This is a genomic window from uncultured Rothia sp. (assembly GCF_963544205.1).
GTDB lineage: Bacteria > Actinomycetota > Actinomycetes > Actinomycetales > Micrococcaceae > Rothia.
Genome location: NZ_CAUUDY010000003.1, coordinates 146,594 through 169,939 on the forward strand (window position 1 = coordinate 146,594; position 23,346 = coordinate 169,939).

The 23,346-nt window shown below is 57.4% G+C and carries 24 protein-coding genes and 3 tRNA genes; 22 read left to right on the forward strand and 5 right to left on the reverse strand.

Translation table 11 applies throughout. The annotated features are described in order from the left end of the window. Window positions 1-28: 28 nt before the first annotated feature. The 3 genes from RWZ58_RS03290 to RWZ58_RS03300 form a co-directional block, all read right to left on the reverse strand. Window positions 29-1,063 (reverse strand): inorganic phosphate transporter, encoded by a 1,035-nt coding sequence (locus RWZ58_RS03290; protein ID WP_314657389.1) that lies wholly within the window; start codon window positions 1,061-1,063, stop codon window positions 29-31. Then, complete coding sequence (locus tag RWZ58_RS03295; protein ID WP_005504391.1) at window positions 1,063-1,680, reverse strand: hypothetical protein; 618 nt, start codon at window positions 1,678-1,680, stop codon at window positions 1,063-1,065. The genes RWZ58_RS03290 and RWZ58_RS03295 overlap by 1 nt, the downstream gene beginning before the upstream one ends. A 394-nt stretch (window positions 1,681-2,074) precedes the next feature. Next, window positions 2,075-2,848, reverse strand: coding sequence for a histone acetyltransferase (locus tag RWZ58_RS03300; RefSeq protein ID WP_314657391.1), 774 nt, complete (start codon window positions 2,846-2,848; stop codon window positions 2,075-2,077). 87 nt (window positions 2,849-2,935) lie between these two features. On the opposite strand from RWZ58_RS03300, the gene RWZ58_RS03305 reads away from it, so the two are divergent. From RWZ58_RS03305 to RWZ58_RS03340, 8 genes are all read left to right on the forward strand, one after another. Continuing rightward, window positions 2,936-3,008, forward strand: a tRNA-Lys gene (locus RWZ58_RS03305). A gap of 171 nt (window positions 3,009-3,179) precedes the next feature. Next, window positions 3,180-3,689 carry an asparaginase domain-containing protein gene (locus tag RWZ58_RS03310; RefSeq protein WP_070832225.1) on the forward strand — a complete coding sequence of 170 codons (510 nt, stop codon included), beginning with the start codon at window positions 3,180-3,182 and terminating at the stop codon, window positions 3,687-3,689. Between the two features lies 1 nt (window position 3,690). Continuing rightward, window positions 3,691-4,380, forward strand: coding sequence for an amino acid transporter (locus tag RWZ58_RS03315; protein ID WP_314657394.1), 690 nt, complete (start codon window positions 3,691-3,693; stop codon window positions 4,378-4,380). Window positions 4,381-4,516: 136 nt separating this feature from the next. After that, window positions 4,517-5,320 carry an organic solvent tolerance protein OstA gene (locus RWZ58_RS03320; protein WP_314657396.1) on the forward strand — a complete coding sequence of 268 codons (804 nt, stop codon included), beginning with the start codon at window positions 4,517-4,519 and terminating at the stop codon, window positions 5,318-5,320. Between the two features lie 107 nt (window positions 5,321-5,427). Continuing rightward, a complete protein-coding gene (locus RWZ58_RS03325) occupies window positions 5,428-6,021 on the forward strand; it encodes a multidrug DMT transporter permease (RefSeq protein ID WP_297604638.1) in 594 nt (197 codons plus the stop codon). A 78-nt stretch (window positions 6,022-6,099) separates the two neighbouring features. Beyond that, window positions 6,100-6,915: a hypothetical protein gene (locus RWZ58_RS03330; protein ID WP_314657397.1), complete on the forward strand. Its 816-nt coding sequence runs from the start codon at window positions 6,100-6,102 to the stop codon at window positions 6,913-6,915. Between the two features lie 325 nt (window positions 6,916-7,240). Then, entirely contained in the window at window positions 7,241-7,900 is a 660-nt protein-coding gene (locus tag RWZ58_RS03335) for a hypothetical protein (RefSeq protein ID WP_314657398.1), read from the forward strand. Between the two features lie 148 nt (window positions 7,901-8,048). Then, window positions 8,049-8,663 carry a hypothetical protein gene (locus tag RWZ58_RS03340; protein ID WP_314657399.1) on the forward strand — a complete coding sequence of 205 codons (615 nt, stop codon included), beginning with the start codon at window positions 8,049-8,051 and terminating at the stop codon, window positions 8,661-8,663. Between the two features lie 132 nt (window positions 8,664-8,795). On the opposite strand, the gene RWZ58_RS03345 is transcribed toward RWZ58_RS03340, so the two are convergent. Further along, window positions 8,796-9,452 (reverse strand): DedA family protein, encoded by a 657-nt coding sequence (locus RWZ58_RS03345; protein ID WP_070507274.1) that lies wholly within the window; start codon window positions 9,450-9,452, stop codon window positions 8,796-8,798. A 337-nt stretch (window positions 9,453-9,789) separates the two neighbouring features. Between RWZ58_RS03345 and RWZ58_RS03350 the strand changes: the two genes are divergently transcribed. From RWZ58_RS03350 to RWZ58_RS03390, 9 genes are all read left to right on the forward strand, one after another. Next, window positions 9,790-11,976: a RecQ family ATP-dependent DNA helicase gene (locus RWZ58_RS03350; protein ID WP_314657402.1), complete on the forward strand. Its 2,187-nt coding sequence runs from the start codon at window positions 9,790-9,792 to the stop codon at window positions 11,974-11,976. 42 nt (window positions 11,977-12,018) lie between these two features. Beyond that, window positions 12,019-12,546 (forward strand): nucleoside deaminase, encoded by a 528-nt coding sequence (locus tag RWZ58_RS03355; protein WP_314657404.1) that lies wholly within the window; start codon window positions 12,019-12,021, stop codon window positions 12,544-12,546. Between the two features lie 300 nt (window positions 12,547-12,846). Beyond that, entirely contained in the window at window positions 12,847-13,563 is a 717-nt protein-coding gene (locus RWZ58_RS03360) for a multidrug ABC transporter ATPase (RefSeq protein ID WP_314657406.1), read from the forward strand. A 2-nt stretch (window positions 13,564-13,565) separates the two neighbouring features. Continuing rightward, window positions 13,566-16,172 (forward strand): YhgE/Pip domain-containing protein, encoded by a 2,607-nt coding sequence (locus tag RWZ58_RS03365; protein ID WP_314657408.1) that lies wholly within the window; start codon window positions 13,566-13,568, stop codon window positions 16,170-16,172. A gap of 78 nt (window positions 16,173-16,250) precedes the next feature. After that, on the forward strand, window positions 16,251-16,871 hold the full coding sequence (locus tag RWZ58_RS03370) for a TetR/AcrR family transcriptional regulator (protein WP_070665911.1): 621 nt from the start codon (window positions 16,251-16,253) through the stop codon (window positions 16,869-16,871). A 167-nt stretch (window positions 16,872-17,038) separates the two neighbouring features. Further along, window positions 17,039-17,125, forward strand: a tRNA-Ser gene (locus RWZ58_RS03375). Window positions 17,126-17,309: 184 nt separating this feature from the next. After that, on the forward strand, window positions 17,310-17,948 hold the full coding sequence (gene upp / locus RWZ58_RS03380) for a uracil phosphoribosyltransferase (RefSeq protein ID WP_070832204.1): 639 nt from the start codon (window positions 17,310-17,312) through the stop codon (window positions 17,946-17,948). 574 nt (window positions 17,949-18,522) lie between these two features. Continuing rightward, the gene (locus RWZ58_RS03385; protein ID WP_070832201.1) at window positions 18,523-19,275 is read left to right on the forward strand and encodes a winged helix-turn-helix domain-containing protein; all 753 of its coding nucleotides are present in this window, start codon (window positions 18,523-18,525) and stop codon (window positions 19,273-19,275) included. Window positions 19,276-19,444: 169 nt separating this feature from the next. Further along, the gene (locus RWZ58_RS03390; RefSeq protein ID WP_314075649.1) at window positions 19,445-19,990 is read left to right on the forward strand and encodes a histidine phosphatase family protein; all 546 of its coding nucleotides are present in this window, start codon (window positions 19,445-19,447) and stop codon (window positions 19,988-19,990) included. Between the two features lie 78 nt (window positions 19,991-20,068). On the opposite strand, the gene RWZ58_RS03395 is transcribed toward RWZ58_RS03390, so the two are convergent. Next, window positions 20,069-20,160 (reverse strand) — tRNA-Ser (locus RWZ58_RS03395). A gap of 254 nt (window positions 20,161-20,414) precedes the next feature. Between RWZ58_RS03395 and RWZ58_RS03400 the strand changes: the two genes are divergently transcribed. From RWZ58_RS03400 to RWZ58_RS03420, 5 genes are all read left to right on the forward strand, one after another. Beyond that, a complete protein-coding gene (locus RWZ58_RS03400) occupies window positions 20,415-20,762 on the forward strand; it encodes a DUF4190 domain-containing protein (RefSeq protein WP_314657411.1) in 348 nt (115 codons plus the stop codon). Window positions 20,763-20,971: 209 nt separating this feature from the next. Further along, entirely contained in the window at window positions 20,972-21,607 is a 636-nt protein-coding gene (locus RWZ58_RS03405; RefSeq protein ID WP_298698937.1) for a DUF4190 domain-containing protein, read from the forward strand. 163 nt (window positions 21,608-21,770) lie between these two features. Then, entirely contained in the window at window positions 21,771-22,211 is a 441-nt protein-coding gene (locus RWZ58_RS03410; protein WP_314657412.1) for a hypothetical protein, read from the forward strand. Window positions 22,212-22,233: 22 nt separating this feature from the next. After that, window positions 22,234-22,716: a hypothetical protein gene (locus tag RWZ58_RS03415; protein WP_314657414.1), complete on the forward strand. Its 483-nt coding sequence runs from the start codon at window positions 22,234-22,236 to the stop codon at window positions 22,714-22,716. 36 nt (window positions 22,717-22,752) lie between these two features. Beyond that, the gene (locus RWZ58_RS03420) at window positions 22,753-23,244 is read left to right on the forward strand and encodes a hypothetical protein (RefSeq protein ID WP_314075646.1); all 492 of its coding nucleotides are present in this window, start codon (window positions 22,753-22,755) and stop codon (window positions 23,242-23,244) included. The last annotated feature ends 102 nt before the right edge of the window (window positions 23,245-23,346 follow it).

Below are 23,346 nucleotides of genomic sequence, written 5' to 3' on the forward strand. Positions count from 1 at the left end.
ACGGTGGGGCATGCAGCGTCCCCAAAATCTAGTGGATGGACTGTAGCGCCACCATTGCCAGCACTCCGAGCACAAAGCACGCCGGAATGGTTACCAGCCACACCAGAAGAATCTGCAGAACAATCCTGGACTTCAACGCGTTAAAACGCTGGTTCACGCCCGCGCCGAGCGCCGAGGCGGTCGCCAGGTGCGAGGAGGAGAACGGCACCTGCAGCAGGAAGTAGCCGAGCACCTGCACAACGGCGGTGGTGCCCTGGGCGACCGCGCCGCGGAAGGGATCCAGACGCACCATCTTGTAGGCGAAGGTGTAGCCGATGCGGCGGCCACCGGTCAGCGTGCCCGCGCCCAGGCTGAGGGCAATGACGAGGGCACCCAGCAGCATCCCGCCCCTGGTGAGGGATTGGAGTAGCGCCGGGTCCATGATGCGTTCACTCAGCAGCGCCCACAGCAGCAGATACAGGTAGCCGGTCTGCAGGCCGTGCAGCAGCGAAATCGCGGAGGCAGACACCGCCAGCACCTCGCGGGCGTGCTGATTCACCAGGCGCGGGTTATGCCCCACCACGAGCCGGTAGAACGGCACCACCATCAGCCAAGACAGCAGAAAAATCAGCGGCGGCAGGTAGAAGAGCGGCAGTAGGGTCGCCCCAAAAATATGCGGCAGGAAGGCGAGGGAACCGAAGGCTTCAGCACCGTCCTCGAGTTTCGTCTGGGTCCACCAGCTCACGCCGGCGAGGGCGCCCACCAGCGCGTGGGTCGAGGAGGACGGCAACCGCAGGAACCAGGTGAGCACACCCCAAATAACGCAGACCAGCAGCGCCGCAACGATGCCGTTCAGGCCGGTGGTACCGTCCGGGGCGCTCACCCACGAGGCGGAATACTCACCGAGCAGCAGGAACGCACCAACAACGCCGAGCACGTTGAAGAGCGCGGCAAGGTACAGGGCGGAGCGCTCGCCGAGGGCGCGGGTACGCACCGGAATGGCGACGGCGTTTGAGGCGTCGTGCAGAGCGGTGATGTAGACCGCGGCAATGAAGGCGCAGCAGGCGAGAAGACCCAGGAGCATTAGGATTCCTGAACGATGATGCGGCCGATTTCGGCAGACACATCACGCATAGCGTTGGAGGCGGCGGTCAGCTGCGCGAGGAAGGTGGCGTAGCGGCGGTACCGTTCGGGGGTGTAGCGTTCGGCAATGTACGCGTCGTATTCTTCGGCGGTGCGCAGTGCTTGGCGGGAGATGCGCAGCATGTCCATCCAGTAGTTGTCGAGGCCGCGAATATCGGCGAGTTTGGGGATGACGGCGGCGGTCAGCACCGCCTGACGCTGAATAATGTCCAGGATTGAGGTGATGTGCGTGGCGAAGCCGTCAATGCTGTGCAGGGATAGCACGTGTGCGGCGCTGGTGAGTTTCTCAACGGCGTTGGTGAGCTTGCGTGCCAGCGTGTACAGGTCTTCACGCGGGATCGGCGGGGAGAAGGAGCTGCGCACTTCGGTGAGGGTACGGAACAGCAGGTTGGTGGAGTCCGCCTCGTGGGTGAGCATGCGTTCGAAGAGTTCGGGGTACTCTGCGACGGGGGAGCCGACCATTTCGGAGAGCAACGCGGCTGCCTCACCGACCTGCGCTGAGATTTCAGCGAGGGAGGCGAGGGATTCGTTAGCGTGGGGAAAAAGTCGGTGCAGCATAGTTCCCAGTCTAACCAGTATTAGGGGTTGCGGGTGCGCACAGCTCGTGGGTATCTCACGGGCACCCGGTTTTCATGCGCAATCGCGCCGAGCTGACAGTGGCTTCTTGACCGGGTTTAAACAAAAACGGTGGGGGTCGATTTCTCGACCCCCACCGGAACGTTTAGGGATGTCGGGTTGGGAGCGCCTCTCGGCGGAAGGCCGCTCGAAGCGGCTAAAGATTTGGAGCCCGGGGCTACCTATTAGCAACCCGACATCTTGTAATTATTATCCACCCGCACCCGGCGCAGAGTCAATCGAAAACAGGCTTTTCATGCCTGTGCGACCCAATGTGGAACCTGTGCCAATTCGCGGCACGAACCCGCATTTTTGGGCGGCTAAACGTCGCAGAAGACTAGAATGCTTCGAGGTTGGTCTGCGATTTTTCCTGCGCAGAATCAGCCCCGGAACCCCCGTTAGCTTGCTGACCAGCCTCAACGGCGCGCAGCTGGGCGGCGACCGCCTCCAAATCGTGCGCAATCTGCTCCATCTGCTGAGCCTGACGCGGCAGGCGTGCACGACGCTCCACCGCCTCACGCTTCACCTCGTGGCTACCCGGAACCGCACCATCCTGCCCGGCAGAGCGCGCATAATCGGCGCGAATACCCAACGCCACCACGTGCGCAAACGCGGCGCAGCGTTCCATCGCAATGTCCATATCGCCGGTGTACAGGCCCGCCAGAATCTCATCAATCGTGTGGACCACCTCATCGGCACCGGGCGGGTCGGGAACACCCGCGACCACGTGCGAACGGTAATCCTCCGCCATGCCCAGCTCAAAAGCGCGGCTCACCCCGCGCGGCGAACGATGCACCAGATCCCGCAGCCAGTACATGCGCCACAGCGCACCCGGCAGGGAGTGGGCGCTCGCGTGCGACCAGAGTTCGGCGAGCATCTCAATACCGTAGTCGTCGGTGAAGCTGACGAGCCGTTCGGTCATCTGTTCATCGGTGCCGCGTCCGCGCATCAGCAGGATGCGTGCGGAGGCGTGTGCCGCCTCCTCGCGTGCGGCGGGGTCCATGCCGCCTTCGTGGCGTTCAAACTTTTCGGCGGAGTAGAGGACGGGGCGGTGGTGGGTTCGGTGTCGTGCGCGCCCGGAGGCGCCGGTTGATGCTGCGGGTGTAGACATAGGATTTCCCAGTGTACCGTTCATCGGCTGGGGGCCGGTAGTGTATAGTATTTCTATCTGCACACTTTCAATTTTGTGTGGATAGGAGCGCCTTTAGCTCAGTCGGTAGAGCTACGGACTTTTAATCCGCAGGTCGTGGGTTCGAGCCCCACAGGGCGCACTAGCCGACCCGTCGCCTCCCGCTTTGCGGGGGTCGGCGGGTTTTTGCGTCTTCACCCTCATGCGTGGGCTTTTCACCCCGTGTTGATCCCGTGTGGTGGGGCGTATTCTGCCGGGTTGGCCTGGCAGTTTTTAGTTCGTGTACGTTGACCTGAAAAGATGAGGAAACCCCGTGAGCGTCACCATTAAGAACCCTGAAGAGATTACGATTCTTGCCACTGGCGGCACGATTGATAAGTTCTATTCGGTGGCGGGCACCATGGATATTGGTGAGCCTGCCGCTAAGGACCTGCTGGACCGCGTGATTACTGATATCCGTTTTGATATTCGCCCGCTGATTGGTAAGGACAGCCTGGACATGACCGATGAGGATCGTGCCGAGCTGACCGAGGCGCTGAACGCTGTTACCAACGACCAGGTGCTCATCACTCACGGTACCGACACTATGCCGGAGACCGCCCGCTACCTGGTGGAGCACGCTGACCTGGGCGATAAGGTTGTGGTGCTGACCGGCGCGATGCAGCCCGCCGTGATGGCTCGTTCGGATGCAGGCTTCAACCTGGGTGCCGCTATTGCCGCCCTGAACCTGCTGGAGCCGGGCGTGTACATCAGCATGAGCGGCCGTATTTTCCCTGCTGAGAGCGTGCGTAAGGACCGTTCGCGCGGTATTTTTGAGGGCTAGTATGGCTGATTCCGCTCGTATGCGGAGGGGCGAACCGGTTTCTGCCGCCGAGCTGGCGCCGGTGGCGGGTTCCTCGGATCTTGTGCCGCAGGAGCATATGTCCCAGGAACATATGTCACAGGCGCAGCTGATGCAGTTGCAGGCGATGGAGGAGCTGGAGCAGCAGGCTGACGAGTTCTGGAATGTTGCCAGTGAGTATCCGCTGCCGGCTAAGAACCTTTACCTGGTGCGTGTGTTCCTGCTGGTGGTTCCTTCGCTGATTATTGTTTATTACTTCATTCGCGTCACGCTTTTCCCGATTGGTGCGGTGCCGCTGGTGTACCTGGTGATGCACATGTGGCTTGCCATGATTTACCGGGCAAACCGTTCGGTGAAGCTGGTGCTGCTTGCGAATGTGGCATCCGGGGCTGCGGCTGCCATCATGACGGCGTTCTTCACCTATGTACTCGTGGCCTTGCACGGCCCGCAGACTCTGCTGGACCGGGTGGGCATGTTCTATACGGTGACCCTGCTGACGGTGATGGCTTCCTTCGCGTTGGAGGTTCTGTTCTCGCTGTTCTATAGTTTGGCGGTTCGCAGGAGCCTGCGCCGTAGCAAGCGGAAGAAGGCGGAGGAAGAGCACCAGAATGCAGAAGAGCAGAAGGTAGCAGAGCCGAACGCGGAGGTTTCGCAGGCGGCGGAGCAGGGCTAACCTGCGCCTCAACAGGAGGCAATTAATGATGCTGGGCGGCGTTGCCCGCGGCGCCCAGCTACTGCTCAGATTCCCTTAAAGTACGCGTGATACGGTAGAGACAGAAACACGATCCGCACCTGCCAGGAGGCCACTCATGGGCGCTACACACCTGAATACAGATGCCGCTTCATCCGAGGAACGCCCGGATGAAGACCTCAGTATGCAGACTCGCTTTCAGGCGCCTATTCGTCACGTGACTCCTGCTACGCCGGAGGTGTCCGTTCCGCTGAACGTGCCGCCGGTGGTGACTGGTTCGCATCCGGTTATTTCGGCGACTTCTACCGTCATCATTCAGGATGGTACGAACCCGCCGATTGTGGTGCGTACGCACCCGACGGGTCCTCTGCCGCCGTTCCCGGGGCAGGGTCAGGTTCCCGCTTTTCTGCGCACCTACACCGCTGAGGAGGTGGAGGAACGCAAGCAGAAGCTGAGGAAAAACCTCCTGGCTCGCGCTGTTATTTTGTGTATTTTGAGCCTGGTTGAGGGCCTCATTATTTCTCAGTACACGCAGCCGTTGGCGATTTGTTTTGGGTTTGTTGCCGCTCTCTACCTGGTGGTTCAGATGTGGCCGCTGGTGCGCCCTCCCCGCGATTCGGCGGACGCCTCCGTGTATAGCGTGTGGGCGATCTGTTCGCTGATTGGGTATATTGCGGTGGGTTTGGTGCTTTCACCCATCACGTTCCTGTTGTTGATGCTTGACTGGGCGGGTGTTTCGTTGGGCCTTGATCCGATGCTGGTGCTTGTGCTCTTGGGCTTGGTCTGGTTGAGCGAGGTCGGTTTATCGTTGCTGACCATTTACCGCTTCAATAATTTGAGGATTGCGATGGCGAATCAGGCAGATTCGCCGTCGTTACCTGACAGTATTTCTGCGACGGTTGACCCGTCCATTTCTGCCTAAAGTTTTTGAGGCGGCGCGGTAGACGAACGCCGCGCCGCCACCCACACACCACACACTCGCTCATACATCTTCCGCACACTATCAGCCGACATTCGAAAGATTCAGCTATGTCCGCCGTTGAGTCCTCTCCGCCATCCGCTCCGAACACCACCCATCCTACGAAGCCTGCCACCCCGACCCTCGTGTCTGTGGCGGGTTGGGTTCTGCTCGCTATTGCTGTGGGTTGGCTGGTGCTGATTGGGTACACCGGCGTCACCTATGCGACGACGCAGCTGGCGCACCTGTCAACCTGGCGTGCCCAGTCGCTGGTGGAGGCGCAGGCGTACTACCCGGTGATGTTCTTGCTGGTGAGTGCGTTCGGTAACGTGACGTTGCATAGTTTTTGTACGGTGGCGTATCTGCGCGGTTATCGTTGGGCAGCGCTGGTGCTGTCGGTGGCGTTGGCGTTGGGTGTGTTGGCGTCCCTGCTGATTATGCTGGCGGTTGCGGCTCTTCTGGGTACGTTGAATGGTGCACCGAGCCAGGATGTTGAGCTGCTGCTCAGTAGCGCTTCGCCGTTGTATACGCCCGTGTATATTGCTGCGCCGTACATGCTGGTGTGCGTGGTGGCGTTGGCGTTGGTGTGGTCGCGTCAGTCGCGTTCTTACATGGAGGCGCGCCGTGATTGGCGTTTGCGCCGCAGCGAGGACTACCTGATTTAGCCTTGCAGATTCTGGCTGCGGGTCCCGGACCTGCAGCTCACCGATAACTTTATTCACCAACCACCGTTAGGATGACCCGTGCACCCTACTTCCGAACCTTTGCACGAATCCTCATCGCAGACTAGCCCCGCCGCCTCCACTGCGCCTGCCGCCCCTAAGGTGGTGCTCCCGCCGCGCCCGAAGACGCTGCGCGGCGTCATGTGGTGCGCTACAGCCATTATTGTTTTGTCCGCAATCCAACGTATCTATGTATCTATCCATAACGAGGTCCCAGACCGCGTTATGGAAAATATGCCTGGCATCATCATTTCAGGCATATTTGCTACCTTCATCTTCTCTCTTATACCGATTTTCGTCCTCCGTCGACTGTGGAAGGGCCGTAGATGGGCGTACTTCCTCACCCTCTTCGGTAGTGCTTTTGTGGTGTTTGTCGGGGCGATGAGTTTGCAATCTTTCATCTCGGCTGATTATTTCTCCAGGCTGGCGGATGAATCGTTGACTTCAAGGCCCCGAGACTACGTAGTTTCCATTGTGGTGAGTGACATTATGGGAGCTTTTCTTACGGCCTTCTACCTTCTGATAGTTGTGCTGCTCTTGAGCCGCTCCACCAGGTCGTTTATGGCTACTGCGAGGTTGGCATGGATAGAAGCACGTGAACAGGTGAACGCCGCTGACGGTTGGATCGTTGTGCATCAGGACACAGAAACGCGTGCTCACCTGGAAGAAGAGCAGACATGTCGGGAAGAGAAAGAAGCTAACCGACGGGCTGAAGAGGCAGTCGCACAACAGTACAAGACGACCCACCGCAAGGATGCACGGAGGAATTCCCGCAACGAACAGCGCGGCTACAAGGATACTTCCGTGTACACCGAGGAAGGCTACCGCCTCAACTAGGGCGTTTGTCCCAAACGGCACCACTATCACCAAAAGGTTTAGAGCATGAAAAGGGTGGGGATACCAAACGGTATCCCCACCCTTTCGCGTTAAACATCGCAATCTTCTAGCTGGTAAAACCCTTTGAGTTGTCTAAAAGGTTCCAGTCTTTCTATAAAAAGCCCTATTCCCCTCGAAGGGCTTACCCTATACTGAAAAAGTATTATTCTCTCAGCTAACTACATCAAATAACTCTTTTAGGTAGGTTTCACTTAAATTTACCTAGAAAGTGGAACAACCACCGATTTGCGCACCATAGTGCGAGCATACGAGAGAAAGAACGACGATGTTTAACAACGCTTCCGGCACCTCAGTGGGCACGCTGGCACCCCAGGCAGCTCAGCCTAATGCCGCAGCACCGAACTTTCCGGCACCGAACTTCGCAGCACCCGCAGCAGTGGCACCTCAGCCTCCGGTTCCTGCTGGTTCCCGCCCCGTGCACGGTGCGCCTAACCCTCAGGTAACCAGCAATCTTCCCCCGCGCCCCCTCGCCATCAAGATTGTATTCATCTTCATGATTGTGTTCCTGTCTACGTATCCCCTACAGCCTATTGTGGGTTTAGAGTTCACGTTCACGTATATGCTGGCAGGCACGACCATGGGGCTTACGATGATCTTCCCCATTGTTTTTGGAGCATTCGCTGCTGGGCGCCTCAATGATGGTTATCAATGGGCACGAAAGGCGATTATTATCGAGGGCGCACTACGCATGATCCTGGATCTTGTGTTTGTAGCTCTCTTCTCTCACGTTTTATTGGACAACGACAACCAATCAGCAATGTATAAAGTGATGTTTTTTGGCCCGTTTATGTCCTTTGAAGTCTTGTATGCAAAGCTCGCTTTTGATTTCATCAGCCGCATCGTGATTATTGTTCTTCTCTGCCAGCCGCAGGTGGGGCGGTACATCCAATTGCGTGGAGACCTGCGACGCATGGGCGTGCGCTAACTCGTACTGCAGAAGACATAACCAATCGGGGCATACCCCGCCCACCCCCTAATGCAGGTTTCGCATGAGCCTGCAGGGGGATAGAACAATCACTTAAACAATCACCGGCTCACGCATCAGCGTGGGGCACATACAAGAAAGAACGACGATGTTTAACAACGTTCCCAACCCGCCGGGCGCCAATCCGGCACCGCAGGCAGCTCAGCCCAATAACGCTATGGCACCGAACTTTCCGGTTCCGGGCGTACCCGCTCCTTCGTACGGAACACCGGGCCCCTACGGGGTAGTCTACGTCCCTTCACAACCTGCCGCTCTGCGTGCGGCAATGGGCTGCGCAATTGCTGTGATGGTATTGGCAGCCCTAGCATCCCTCTACATGATGGCCTGGGATGGTGTGGATTTTAATGATTTCTCATGGATTGGCTTTACCGCTATCGGAGGACTCGTCGTCTGGCAGCTCTGGCAAGGAGCCCGATGGGCGCACATACTGGTCATCGTTGACTGTGCGCTATACATCCTCCTCACCCTATCGAGCGTACTAATGCTCCCTGTTTTGAGCCGGGCTGGTATGCCCATCCTAGAAGTGGCGAGGACAGCAGGCGCATACCACTATGGAGATCCCACTGTCATGGTTCTGCTGGTTCTAGGTAAGACCGTAATTGATGTTGCCTTGCACATCGCCATCCTTGTTCTTCTGACCCGACCGCAGGTCTTGCAGTACTTCAAAGCTCATGAGGACTTTAAAAGCATGGGCCTAAAGTAACCCCGCGGAGGTGTAGCTCGCTTCCGGGGCGTCGCCTCCACAGGGGTTGAGAGAACACAAAAGGGTGGGGATACCAAACGGTATCCCCACCCTTTCTCGTCCCCGGCTCAGTAGCCGAGAAGGACTCACGTATTACTCAGCAGATTCCTGCTTCGCCTTCGAACGGCCACGCAGGTACTCGATAATAACCGGCACCACAGAAACCGCCACAATAATCACAGCAATGTACTCAATGTTGTTGTGCACGAACGGGATACCGCCCAGCAGCACACCCGCCAGACCAATCGAACCAATCCACGCAACCGCACCAACAACATTCCACAGGTGGAACTTCTTACGGTCGTACGAAGAAATACCCGCCGCAAGAGACACAAACGTACGAACAATCGGCACGAAACGACCCAGAACCAGAGCCAAGCTACCGCGCTTCTGGAAGAACTCCTCGGTAGTGTGCAAGTTCTTAGTGCTCAGAATCTTCGCGTCATCCTTGAAGATCTTACGGCCGTAACGGGCACCAATCTGGTAGCCAACCTCAGCGCCAGCAATAGCAACCAGCACCAGGACCGGGAAAGCAACCCACAGGGACAGGCCCATCTGCTCATGAAGCATACCCAGAGCAAAAATCAGGGAGTCACCCGGAAGAACCGGGAAAAGAACACCGGACTCAATAAATACGATAATTGCCGAAACAACCAGAACCCAGGGGCCGGTATCGAGCAGGAACTGCTCAAGGTCGAGGCCCAAGAGCGCAACCGGAAGATGCGCCAAAGCGGTGGCAAGAAAAGTCATGAAAAATCCTGAACTGTGAGTGGACCGCACACACGGATCGGCGGCGGAGTAACACCAGCATAGAAAGCGTACCTATGGTGAACATTGCGCATAACTATGCGGAGGCTGTGTATTACTGGCACAATTCTACCGGCATTTACGCTGGACGCACGGGTGAGCGAGGCGTAAATCTCCCCACTCGCACAGCGAAACTACGCGAGGTGACGCGGCGCTCGCATGCCTCCCCAAGAAATGACCATCAGCAGAGCCGTGCGATACGGGGTGTGACATGATGGGAAGAGAGCACGGCGCGTCGCGGCGTAGCGATGACCCCAACCACCCACCGTTGGAGAGAACCATGAACCCCCAGCAGTCAGCTTCTAGCCCCGCGGACTCCCCGCGCGCTGATTCCCTGCACTCTGACCCTCTGCACGCTGAAGCCCGCGAAGTGTTGCGCCGCCTCACCGGCGTTCCTGATGCTGAGTTCCACGATGGCCAGTACGAGGCGATTCGTGCCCTCGTCGCTGACCGAGCCCGCACTGTGGTGGTGCAGCGTACCGGCTGGGGTAAGTCCGCCGTCTACTTCATCTCCTCCCTGCTGTTGCGTGCCCGCGGTATGGGTCCGGCGCTTATTGTCTCCCCGCTGCTCTCCCTGATGCGTGATCAGGTCGAGGCGGCATCCCGCGCGGGAGTGCGCGCTGCAATGGTAAACTCCGCGAATGTCACCGAATGGGACGAGATCCGCACCCGCCTCGAAGCTGATGAGCTTGACGTGCTGCTGGTGGGCCCCGAACGCCTCAACAACTCGGCATTCCGCGAGCAGTGGCTACCGTACCTGCTGCCGCGCCTGGGTCTGCTCGTCATTGATGAGGCGCACTGTATTTCTGACTGGGGTCATGACTTCCGCCCCGATTACCGACGCATTGGTTCGCTCATTAAGTCTCTGCCGGAGGGTGTGCCGGTGCTGGCGACTACCGCAACCGCGAACGACCGTGTGAGCCGCGATATCGCCGAACAGCTCAGCACTGACACCGCCCCCGTGCACGTAATCCGCGGCCCGCTATCCCGCGAGTCCCTGCGCCTGGGCGTGCTCACCCTGCCCAATGAGGCGCAACGCATCGGCTGGCTACTCACCCACCTGAACGACCTGCCCGGATCCGGCATTATCTATGCGCTGACGGTTTCTGCGGCAGAAGATACCGCAAACGCTCTGCGCGCCAGCGGCTACGAGGTGCTCGCCTACACGGGTAAAACCGACCCGGATGAGCGCCTGGTTGCAGAACAGGCACTCAAGGAAAACAGGGTGAAGGCTCTTGTTGCGACGAGTGCCCTCGGTATGGGTTTTGATAAGCCTGATTTGGGTTTTGTTGTGCACCTGGGTGCGCCGTCATCTGCGGTGAGCTACTACCAGCAGATTGGTCGTGCCGGTCGAGGCGCCGCCAATGCGGATGTTTTGCTCCTGCCCGGTCGTGAAGACCGCGCCATTTGGGAGTACTTTGCGACCGCCTCCATGCCTAACGAGGAGCAGGCGCTGGCGGTGCTTGATGCCCTGGCTCAGTCCCCGGAGGGATTGAGCATTACCGCTTTGGAGGCGCGCGTTCAGCTGCGCCGATCCACCCTGGAGCTTCTGCTGAAGGTGCTGGATGTTGAGGGTGCCGTCGTGAAGGAAGGCAACTATTGGCGTCGAACCTCTTCGCCGTGGCGGTACGATAACGCTCGCTATGCGGCGGTGGCGCAGGCGCGTGTGCTGGAGCAGAACGCTATGCTGGAGTATGAACGCACTAGTCAGTGCCGTATGCTTTTCCTAGCTCAGCAGCTTGATGATGCTTCCGCTACCGCTTGTGGCCGTTGCGATGTGTGCGCGGGCCCCTGGTACCCGGTGGAGGTCCCTACTGAGGCGCTGCAGGCGGCACAGAGCAGCTTCAACACGGTCGGTGTGCCGTTGCAGCCGCGTCGCATGTGGCCGAGCGGGTTGGATCAGCTGATGGGTGCGGATGCACCGCGCGGTCGTATCCGCCCGGAGGAGCAGGCTGAACCCGGTTATGCGTTGGCGCGTCTGAGCGACATGGGGTACGGCACTCGCCTGCGTGAGCTTCTGGCGACGAATGAGCTGGGTGAGCCGGTTGATTCTGAGGTTCCTGCCGAGCTGGGTCGCGCCTGCGTGAAGGTGCTTGCCGCTTGGGAATGGTCTGAGGCGGGTCGTCCGGTGGCTGTGCTGACTCTGCCGTCGCCGGTGCGTCCGCGCTTGACTCAGTCTTTGGGACGGGGACTGGCGTCGGTGGGTCGCCTGGTGGATTTGGGTCAGGTTTCTCTGGTGGATGAGCCCCGTTTCTTTGGCGGCAATAGCGCGTTCCGTTGCGCGGACGTGTTGCGCTCGTACCGGGTTCCTGCTGAGGTTCTGGACTACGTGCGTGAGCATCAGTGCCCGGTTCTGCTGGTTTCTGATGTGGTGGATTCACGCTGGGCGTTTACTGCGGTGGCGCGTGAGCTACGACTGGCGGGTGCCTCTGCGGTGTATCCTTTCTCTTTGGCTGCTACTCACTAGTCGCGCTCGGTAATGCTTCAGTTATTCCCCTGACGAGGATTTATGTCATATTCGGAATATTCAAAATTAACGGTCACTGACGGTTCCTCCGCTGCGCTCAGCGATATTCCCGCTCGCCCCGAACACCGCGAGTGGATGGTGCGTGCCCTCGTTGAGGGTGCCGCCGCAGGTGAGCGTGGAGAGATTCCTATCGGTGCCGTGGTGGTGGATGAGCGGGGTATCATTATCGGTTCGGCGGGCAATACCCGCGAGCAGGAGCACGACCCTAGCGCCCATGCGGAGGTGAATGCGATTCGTCAGGCGGCGGCACATCGTGGGCAATGGCGCCTGGACGGGTGCACCCTGGTCGTGACGGTTGAGCCGTGCCTGATGTGTGCCGGCACGATCTTGGCGTCGCGCGTTTCGACGGTGGTTTTTGGTGCCTGGGAGGAGAAGACTGGCGCTGCCGGTAGTCGTTATGATGTACTGCGTGACGGCAGGGTTGCTCCAGCTCCCGAGGTGTATGCGGGGGTGCGTGCTGATGAGTGTGCGCAGTTGATGGTGGACTTCTTTAAGGAACGCCGCCCCTAGCTGTCACCCGTGGTGTCGCCTCAGAAACTGTTTTGTATAACGCGGAAAGCTGCGTGAGAACGCGTGGCTTTCCACGTTATTTGTACGAAACCACCCATTTATTTGAAAAATACTTCAAAAATTTCAAAATTGGTACCCAATTTCGAGCAAAAAGCCCACTACATCACACATGTCGGGGTCTACCATATATAGGCACTGGAGCCTCCGTCTGCCCGCGATTGAAATTAACACCCCGCGCACAGTCTGCTGAGGGCTCCCAGAAACTCACCCGAATCATCCATTCTCTGAGGGGATTTAACCGTGTTAAGCGTTGACAATATTTGGGCAAAAGGGCGCCACACTCCGCTTTTTGACCGCACCACCTTCTCAGTGGGCGAGGGTGAAGTCATTATTGTTCAGGCGGATAGCCAGTTGGAGCGTACTTCTCTTGCGTTGGCGCTGACTGGTCGCCTCCCCCTCTCCGGCGGCACGATTAGCTGGAGCACGGGTGATGAAGAGCCCCGCCGTATTTCGATGAAGCGTCTGCGTGCTCTCAGCAGCGTGGTGGACTCTCCTGATGTGACCGCTCCCGAGCAGCATATGCGTGTGCACGATTACGTGTCGGAGATGCTTTCCTATAATCTGCCGATTTTTGGTCGTTCCCGCGCGAGCCGCTGGCTGAAGGAACGCGGCCTTGAGGAGCTGGACGGCCTGTGGATGGACGAGATTAGCGGCGAGATGAATATTGAGCTGATGGCTGCTTTGGCGAAACATAGCCCGTCTGATTTGTTGGTTTTTGATACGCCCTCGCGCCACCTGAACCATACCTATATGTGGCTTCCCTTCCTGGAGGAGCTTGCCGCTGATGAGGATCACCCTCGCACTGTGGTGGCTGTTGTTCCGCATATTTCTGAATCGTGGCATGGTGCGCGTGCTGTGGTTGGTCGCGCCCCTGAGGAGGAGCAGCTGACCTCTGCTGAGGATGTTGAGTCTTCGATTGAATCCCCCGAACATGGCGAAAGCGCTGAGAAGGAGTAAGAATGACTGTTCTGCGTGTGGCTCTTGTTGAGCTTAAGCGCCTGACCAGCGGTGTTTTGCCGGTTCTGGTGCTGCTTGCTATGTCCTGTATTCCGCTGTTGTACGGTGCCCTGTACCTGTACGGTAACTGGGATGCTTACGGCAATGTGAACGGCATTGTGGGTGCTCTCGTGGTTGAGGATGAGGGCGCGACGGATTCTGAGGGTCAGCGGGTGAATACCGGTGATGACGTGAAGAAGAATCTTCTGGATGCTGGCACGTTTGATTGGCGTCAGGTACAGACTCGTGCTGAGGCTGTCGAGGGCGTGGAGAACGGTACTTATGACTTTGCGATGGTGATTCCGAAGGATTTTTCCCGCAATTTGCAGAGTGCCGGTTCGTTCAAGCCTGATGCTGACGGTAAGACGGGCACTATTGATGCGCGTTCGGCGGGTATTGAGGTCATTACGAATGACGCGAATAACTATGTGCTGACGAATATTGTCACGAAGGCGGGCACTGCGGTGCGTGATTCGGTGGCTGAGAAGGTCGGTAATTCGACGGCTAATTCGCTGTTGGCTAGCTTCACGACCATCCATTCGAAGATGGGTGAGGCCGCTGATGGTGCGTTGAAGGTGAATAACGGTACGGTGAAGCTGGCTGACGCTATCACTCAGCTGAAGGATGGTACCGCCACGGTGAATGATGGTGCCGTGAAGCTGAAGGATGGCACCTCCTCCCTGGCTGATGGCCAGTCCCAGCTGTTGGACGGTCAGAAGCAGTTGGCGGAGGGCGCCGCGAAGCTTGCTGATGGTGTGTCGACTTTGGATTCGGGCGCCGCGAAGCTGGATTCTGGCGCGTCGAAGCTTGCTGATGGTGCCTCGAGTTTGAAGGATGGTTCGTCGACTTTGGCTTCGGCGGCGGCGTCTGCTTCTGATGGTGCATCGAAGCTGAAGGACGGCGCGGCGACCCTGGCTGAAGGTACTGCGAGCTTGAAGGATGGTTCGGCGGCGGTTGCGAAGGGCGCTAATGATTTGGCGTCGGGTATTCATCAGCTGCGTTCGGGTATGGATCAGGCTGGTATTCGTGAGTTGCCGGCTGAGCTGAACGCGATGTGCATGCGCCTGCATGAGACGGATACTTCTGCTGGTAGTGGCGATTTTGGTCGTGACTTGTCGAATACTGTGGTGTCTGCGAGTGCGCAGAAGGTTCGTGCTCGGGTGACTCCGCTGGTTGAGGCGGGTACGTTGACTCAGGAGCAGGCTGATCAGCTGGTGGCGGCTGTTGATTCTGAGGAGACGAAGAATGAGGTTGCTGAGCTGAATCAGAAGGCTCTGCAGTCGCATCTGGCTACTCGTGATGCTGCCGCTGCTGATGCCCTGTCGAAGTTGAGCGCGTTGAAGTCGAGCCATTGTGTGTCTGATGGTACGTCGTCGACTGCGGCGAAGATTCAGACTTTGGTTTCTGGCGTGGATTCGCTGGATTCTGGTGCTTCGTCGTTGGCGAAGGGCGCTTCGTCGGTGGCTGATGGTGCCGCTCGTGTGGATGCGGGCGCATCCTCGTTGGCGTCGGGTTCGGCGACTTTGGCGGATGGTAATTCCAAGATTGCTTCGGGTGCTTCGAGCCTTGCGAGTGGTTCTGCGACTCTGTCCGGTGGTGCTTCTGAGCTGAAGGAGGGTACTGATTCTTTGAAGAACGGCACTGCCGAGCTGAAGGATGGTAGCGGTACTTTGGCGGAGAAGGAGCAGTCTGCGGTTGAGGGTCAGCAGAAGCTGGCTGATGGCGCGAATGAGCTGAAGGATGGTGCGTCGAAGCTTTCTGATGGTACGGCGAAGCTGTCTGATGGTTCTACTCAGCTGAATGATGGTGCTTCCGAGTTGAAGGATGGTACTTCGTCGCTGGAGAGCGGTCTGGCTTCTGGTGCTAAGCAGGTTCCGAGCCTTGCGCCGACTGATCAGGCGAAGGTTGCGGATACGATGTCGAACCCTGTGACTTTGTCGCATGAGTCGCTGGCGTCGGGCCGTAACTATGGTGAGGGCATGGGCCCGTTCTTCATGTGTCTGGCGCTGTGGATTGGCGGCCTGATGCTGGTTCAGACGCTGCGCGTGATGAATAACCGCGCGTTGGCTTCGCATGCTCCATCGATTCGTGTGATGCTCGGTAGCTGGATGCCGTTTGGCCTGGTGGGTATTGCTCAGGCGACTCTGATGTTTGTCGTGATTAAGTTCGGTTTGGGCTTTGAGATGGCTCACCCGTGGCTGGTGTGGCTGTTCCTCTGCTATGTGGCTCTGGTCTTTACTGGTTTCATTCACGGTTTGACGGTGATCTTGGGTGCGCCGGGCAAGCTGGTGGCGTTGGTGATTCTGATTCTGCAGTTGATTACTGCGGGTGGCACGATGCCGTATGAGACTCTGCCGGAGTCGATTCGTTGGATGCATGACTTCTTCCCGATGGGTTATGCGGTGACGGGCACGCGTCGTTTGGCGTATGGCATTAATGAGTCGAGCCTGTGGGGCATCATGCTGGTGTTGACTCTGTGGGGTCTGGCTGGTTTGTTGCTGGGTTACCTGGGCACGCGTCGTGATCGTACGTGGTCGTTGAAGAAGCTTGCGCCGGAGATTGAGGTTTAGGCGCTCTGCTGGCTAGCACCGGGGAAAACTGTCTAATAAAATAGAGATATATCTGCAAAAAGGGAGGGAGGACTTCTGATGTTGCAGCGCCCAGTCGCTGAAGCTGCAAGTCGTCGTCCCGGCCGTACTGGTAAAACTCAGTTGAAGTTGTTCAACGCTGCCATGGATATCATGACCCAGAAGGGGCTTGAGTACGCCACTGTTGAAGAGGTGGCTGCCCGGGCGGGTGTTTCTAAGGGAACTGTTTATTACAATTTCGGTTCTAAGAAGACCATGGTGGATCAGCTGGTCCAGTACGGCACGCAGTTGCTGCTGAGCGATGCGCGTCGCGCGGCGTCGGTTCATTCTGATCCGCGTGAGGCGTTGCGGAGTGCTATTCGTGCCGCGTTCCAGTATCTTGAGGACCGTCCGGGTTTTACTCGGATGTGGCTTGCGGAGGCGTGGAAGGGCGCGGATGGTTGGACCGAGGCGATGAGCGATAACCGTTTGGATCTTCTGAATTATTTGGAGGAGATGACGGAGGCTGTGGCTCGCCGCTATACGGTTGATACCGCTCAGAATCCTCGTGCGATTGCGATCTCTATGTTCGGCGCGATTTATATGCTTGCCATGGATCGTGAAGTGCATCAGGCGGAGCGCAATGCTGAGGATGCAACGCGTGCTGTCATGCTGGTTGTAGATGGGTATATCCGTCATTAGTCGGACCTTTTGTGGTCTGCGGACGTAGCCGGGACTTCGGTGTCGGGTGTCGAAAAGGGCACGGTTAAAGGGGCCGTGAAAGAGGCGACACCCGGCTGCCGTACGCGCACTATATGTGGGCTCGTTCTTGCCCTCCTGTTGGGGGTGTGCTATAGTTTTCCACTGTTGGTGGTGTGTCCGAGCGGCCGAAGGTGCATCACTCGAAATGATGTTTGGTGTAAAAGCCAACGGGGGTTCAAATCCCTCCACCACCGCACCAACGAAAACCCGTCGAGATTCGTCTCGGCGGGTTTTTGCATGCCTGGATTGTTTTGGGGTGGTGTTGGCGGGTGCGTTGGTGGGTGTTTGTGCGGTGGTATTTACTGTGTTTTATAGGGTGTGTGCCACTTCGGGGGCTTTCCCGGTGCTTGCGGTTTCGGGGCTGGGTAAAATCGTATTATGCGTATTAAGATTCTTGACCACCCGCTGGTCTCTCACAAGATTAGTGTTCTGCGTGATAAGAACACTCCGTCCCCGATTTTCCGTCAGCTGGTTGATGAGCTGGTGACTCTGCTTGCCTATGAGGCGACTCGCGAGATCCGCGTGGAAGAGGTTGAGGTTGTGACTCCGGTGGCGACTACTACCGGTGTTCGTATTGCTGATCCGAAGCCGCTGGTTGTTCCGATTCTGCGTGCTGGTCTGGGCATGCTGGAGGGTATGACTCGCATGGTTCCGACCGCTGAGGTTGGCTTCTTGGGCATGGCTCGTAATGAGGAGACCCTGGATATTGTGACTTATGCTGAGCGTCTGCCGGAGGACCTGACTGGCCGTCAGGTGTACCTGCTGGATCCGATGCTGGCTACCGGTGGCACTCTGATTGAGGCTATTAAGTTCCTGCGTAAGCGCGGTGCTGAGTCTGTGACTTGTGTGTGTCTGATTGCTGCTCCTGAGGGCATTGCTGCTCTGGAGAAGGGTGTTGAGGGCATGGAGAATGTTGACCTGTTCTTGGCTGCTCGTGATGAGCGTCTGAACGAGAAGGCGTACATTATTCCGGGTCTGGGCGACGCCGGTGACCGTCTGTACGGTCTGGCTGAGTAATAGCCTGGCTGAGCGAGCTTATTTGCTTACGGTGAGCGGGCGCCTCTGCATATGTATGTGCGGAGGCGCTTTGCTACGTCTTGTGAGTATTCGGTGGGTTGCGTGCCGCGGTGTGGCGGTGCGTGTCTAATGCGTCCGGGGCTTGGGTGGCGATGGTGCTGCTGGGTATCGGTGTGGGCTTTGGGAACACCTCACCTATAGTGTGACAAGTAACACAATTGGGTGTCTGGGGTGCTTCAAAACTTCAAGCGTATTCACAGCCTCACATGAAAATGCAGGGTATGACCCATACATAACAGAAACCGTGAATATTTATGTGAGAAAAAAGCTAAAAGCCTCACGCTCTGCTTGAAACCTCCCAAAATAGGGCGGGGTATTGTACTCCTGTTACCGCCAGAGGTATATCCACTATGCTGAATCCGCTTGATTTATCCGTCAAATAGGAGAAATATTAAGTATGAGGATTGAGACTCAAACAGGTATTGGGGACTGTTTGACTCGGCGTCACTTCCGGCGCATCCCACACCATGTACGACTGGGATCCCGTACACAGACTTTGAGAGAAGGTTGAACCATGTCAGGTGCTGTACCTGGATATGTCCACATCTCCCAGCGCGGCCGCGCCGCTAAGCGCCAGGTCGTGCAGCCTCAGCGTCCCGCTGCTCAGGCCGCAACGTTGCGTCCGATGACTTTCTCAGCTGGCGACCCTGCCCACAAGCAGGCTCAGGAAAATGAGGCACGCGGCTTCGTGCTTTACGTGGGTTTGAATGAGGAACTTGCCGCTGCAAACGGCACCTCCCTGGTGCGTATCGTTCAGGATTTGCGCACCTATGCACACCATCTGGCACCCGAGTCGGAGTCCTACGCTGCTGTGGCGTTGGCTCCCGTGAACGCTGAGGGTAGCGACCTTGAGGTGGTGCGTAATGCGCTCGGCGATCCGACCGCAATGTACATGCATCCGGAGGCGAATGTCGCCCGCGAAGCAGAGACCACGAACAGCCACTCCTCGGGCGTTCTGATTGACCTGGCGCGCCGCGAGGTGTTCCTGGACGGTGAGCCGCTCATGCTGACCTTCAAGGAATTCGAGCTGCTGGCGCACCTGGTAGAGAATTCTTCCCGTACCGTGGGTCGTGAAGAGCTGCTGAAAGCGCTGTGGAGCTCGGGTGACGAGCATCCGCACGAGCGTACGATTGACGTGCATATTCGTCGTCTGCGTTCGAAGCTGGGCCGCCTGTCGGGTACCGTGCGTACGGTGCGCGGTCAGGGCTACCGCTTCTTTGAGCACCCCGAGGTCGTTGTCTGGGCTGCTCCGGAATACTCGATTTAGCGTGTACAGAATTTAGCTTCTGTAGAGTGCACCCCGGTGTGCTGGCGTGATGCCGGTGCGCCGGGGTTTACTTATGCCTGCTTACTTGTGCCCGCTTGCTTGTGTCTGCGGGGCTCGTTCACGTGGCGGTGTGCAGCACGTGTTGGCGCCCTCTAGATAGAATGGGTGTATGGCTGAAAATTCTTCCAACACTGCATCTGGCTCGCACCGCCGCGGGGTTAAGCGTCTGATTATTATGCGCCATGCGGAGGCTGATTGGGGTCTGAATGATTTTGATCGCCCGCTGACGAAGCGCGGTCATGAGCAGGCTGCCGCTGCTGGTGCCTGGTTGGCTTCGCGCGGTTATATTCCGGAGCAGATTATGTCGTCGTCGGCGTTGCGTACTCGCCAGACGACGACCTGGGTTTCGGATGGTTTGGGGGCGAAGGCGCCTACTGCTCATCTGGATGAGGGACTGTATGAGGTGTCTGCGTCCCGCATCATTGCGCGTATCAATAGTGTTTCTGAGAATGTTCATTCTCTGATGGTGGTGTCGCATCTTCCCGGTGTGCAGGATGCCGCGCAGCGTCTGATGAGCCCCGATTCTGACCCGAATGCGTCCATGGATGTGTACTATGGCTTCCCGCCCTCTTCCATTGCGGTGTTTGAGGTACCGGGGGAGTGGGCTCTGCTGGATGGTGCGGATGCGCGCCTCGTGGATTTTAAGAACTTCTAGGTCAGGAGCTTCTAGACTTCGCGCCCGAATATAGTGGGCATAGCAAAAGCCCCGTACCAACCGGTACGGGGCTTTTAGTGGCGGAGACGGGGGGATTTGAACCCCCGGTCGAGTTTAACCCCGACCCTTCATTAGCAGTGAAGTCCATTCGGCCGCTCTGGCACGTCTCCACGGTGCGCTCGTGAGCGCATCCCTATAAGAATATAGGCTGTTTTGCGCTTGGTCAATTCGGCTTGTGTAGCAGGTGAGGCGTAGGCAGGGGAGGTAGGCCTCTAGGCGTGGACTACCGGTTGTAAACATTGAGGCTCATACACATTTTCGATACACTGCATGTGTCCAACCGATAAATAGAGGGCACCTCTGATGTTTTATCTTCCGATCCAGCACATCAGAGGCACCTCATCACTCAGCGAAGCGAGAAATCATGTCTGAAAACCCCAACAACCCCCAGCCCCAGTTCAACCAGGACCCCCAGTTCAGCCAGCAGGCACCCCAGTATGGTCAGCAGGCTCCGTACGGTCAGTCGGTCCCGACCCCCGAGCAGCAGGCTCAGGCAAAGAAGGCGCAGACCCTGTCCATTGTCTCTCTGGTGAGCGGCATCGTGGGCCTGTTCATCTTCGGCTACATCCTTGGTGTTGTGGCAATTGTGACCGGTCGCCTGGCTATGAATAACCCCGAGCTGAAGAACCGCGGTATGGCTATTACCGGCACCATTCTCGGTATCGTCGGTATTCTTCTGATGCTCGTTCTGAAGATTTTTGTAAAGTACTAGAACAGACTGTTCAAAGCGGTTTTATAGTTTGTGAAAGCCCGCGAGCGCCCTGTGCGCACGCGGGCTTTTGTGCGCTCTGTAAAGCCCGTGCCCAGTGCATCAAAGTGCCATTGTGCGGGGTTGCATAACGGGCTTAGTTGTACCCGTCCCATTCATGGGTTAGGGTGAATTAGGTTTAACACACACCAGCCGTACGAAAGTGAGATGCCATGTCTCAGAATCCGCGGGGCGCTGACCCCTACGACTACAACCCGGACTACAACCGTCTGAACGAGCAGTACAACCAGAACGGTCAGTATGGGCAGAATACCCAGTACGGACAGTACGGGCAGGGTTCATACGGTCAGTACGGCCAGGGCTCTTATGATCAGTACTCCTACGACCAGTACGGTCAGAATTCGTATGGGCAAGACTCGTACGGCCAGAATCAGTACGACCCGTACGGTCAGCAGTACCAGCAGCAGTACCAGTACGGTCAGCCCATGATGATTCCCGTGGGTATCATTCACAAGACTCCCGAGCAGCTTGCCGGTGAGAAGGCTGCTCAGACTTCCACGGTGCTCGGTATTATCAGCTTGGCTTGTATTGCGACTCTCAGCTGGTGGATGTTCGGTCTGCCCTCCCTGATTCTGGGTGTTATCGGTATCTTCAAGGCGAACGAGGCGGAGCGCTACGGCGCGGCTGCTTCGGCTGGTCGCATCATGAACTGGATTGGCGTAGCCATTGGTGGCATGTTCTTGGTGCTTTTCGGTGGCGGTATGCTGCTGGCGATTATGCTGGCTCTTTCGGATTCTGCCGCAAATTCTAAGCTCGTGGAGACTGTACAGATGTTGACGCTTTTCTAAATACTTTCGCCCTCGCTGGAGGGCACACGAAAGCCCCGTTCCTCATGGTGAGGCGCGGGGCTTTGCTGTATGTATGCCGTGTGTTTCCTGGATTGGGCTCGACATGCTTGTTCCCCAGGTGGGGGAGGTCTAGGGTGAAGTTAACACCCGGTATTGAAAGGTCGTGGATGCGATGTCGTCCTACTACCTGCAAGAGCCCAACCCCTTTGACTCAAGCTTTGGGTACAAAGGGTTGAAGCAGAATAAAAGCACGAGCGAACACTATGATGACTACAACCCGAATGACCGCTACGACCCTGATAGTCGGCCCCCGCTGACACCGCTCTCACAGAAGAGAAGAGAGTCTTTTGAACGGGATTTGGGGGAACGCGCATCCCAACTCTCACTTGCCTTTGGCGTGCTCAGTCTTGTCAGCGTTGCGGTATGGGGCTGGTGGCTTTTCGGTATTCCGTCTGTTGTGCTGGGTACTCTTGGTCTGTGGAAGGCTAAGGAAGCAGATCGCTACGGTGCGATTCCTGCCGCGGGTCGCGTATTGAGCTGGGTTGCCATCGTCAGCTTCGTGCTCGTGAACGCCTGGACACTGTGGGTGTGGCGCACCAACTAACGTGTATGGATTCTGAAAGGTTGTGGATGCGATGTCGCACCTACCCCAAAACAGTGAAGCCTTCGATAACAACCCCGAATACGCCAAGCCCCACCGGGGGAGCGACAGCGTGCAGTCTGGTACGGACGGCCAGCCGCTACCCGCGAGTGAGTTCTCTCCGAGCGTGTGGAAGATGGGCGCTGGTGAAAAAGCCGCACATCTCTCCCTGATTTTCGGTGTCTTCGGTATGCTTACTCTCGCCCTAGCGTTTTGGTGGGTTTCCCATGGCTTTGGTATCGGCATGCCAATAATCATTGCTGCGCCGTTACTGAACCTCTTGGGTCTCTGGCAAGCACGAGTGGCAAGACAGCACGGTGAGGACGCCAACGTGGGTCTATTTCTCAGCGGGATAGGAATGGTCATTGTCATCGCCATCGTCGGCTTCATCATAATGATTGGGTTTGCTCTGTACGGCTTCAATGATGCAGGCCCGTCGAGGAGCCTGAACGCTCTCTTACTTCGATAGACACGTAACACCCGGTATTGAAAGGTTGTGGATGCGATGTCGCAGCTACCCCAAAACAATGAAGCCTTCGATAACAACCCCGAATACGCCAAGATCTACCAGGCGAACAACAGCGTGCAGTCCGACGCTGACAGTACGGACGACTGGGGACAATCTGTAAGCGAGCTACTACCTCCCGACGTGCAGAGGGAGCAAGCCGGTAAAAGAGCAGCGAAATTTTCCCTACTTTTTGGCTTCCTCGGCCCGCTGTCTTTCGTTCTAGGGTTTCGGTGGTCTGCCTATGGCTATGAAATCGGTTCACTCCTGGCTCTCACTGCCCCATTGCTAAACATCTTGGGTATCTGGCAGGCGTTCGTGGCACGACGATACGGTAAGCGCGCCATCGGTGGTCTGCTTCTTAACGGGCTGGGGCTATGCATTTTCATTGGTATCGTCGCCCTGATCATCATGATTCTGAGTGCTTTGTCTGGATTAAATGATTCAGGCCCGTCGAGGACCCTGAACGCTCTTATGCAGTACTGGAACTAGCCTCGAGAACTCAGAACCTTGAACACGAAAAGCCCCGCTCCTCATGGTGAACTGCGCCCCGAAACTTGGACGCTATAAATAGTAACCCTTACACAGCTTCCA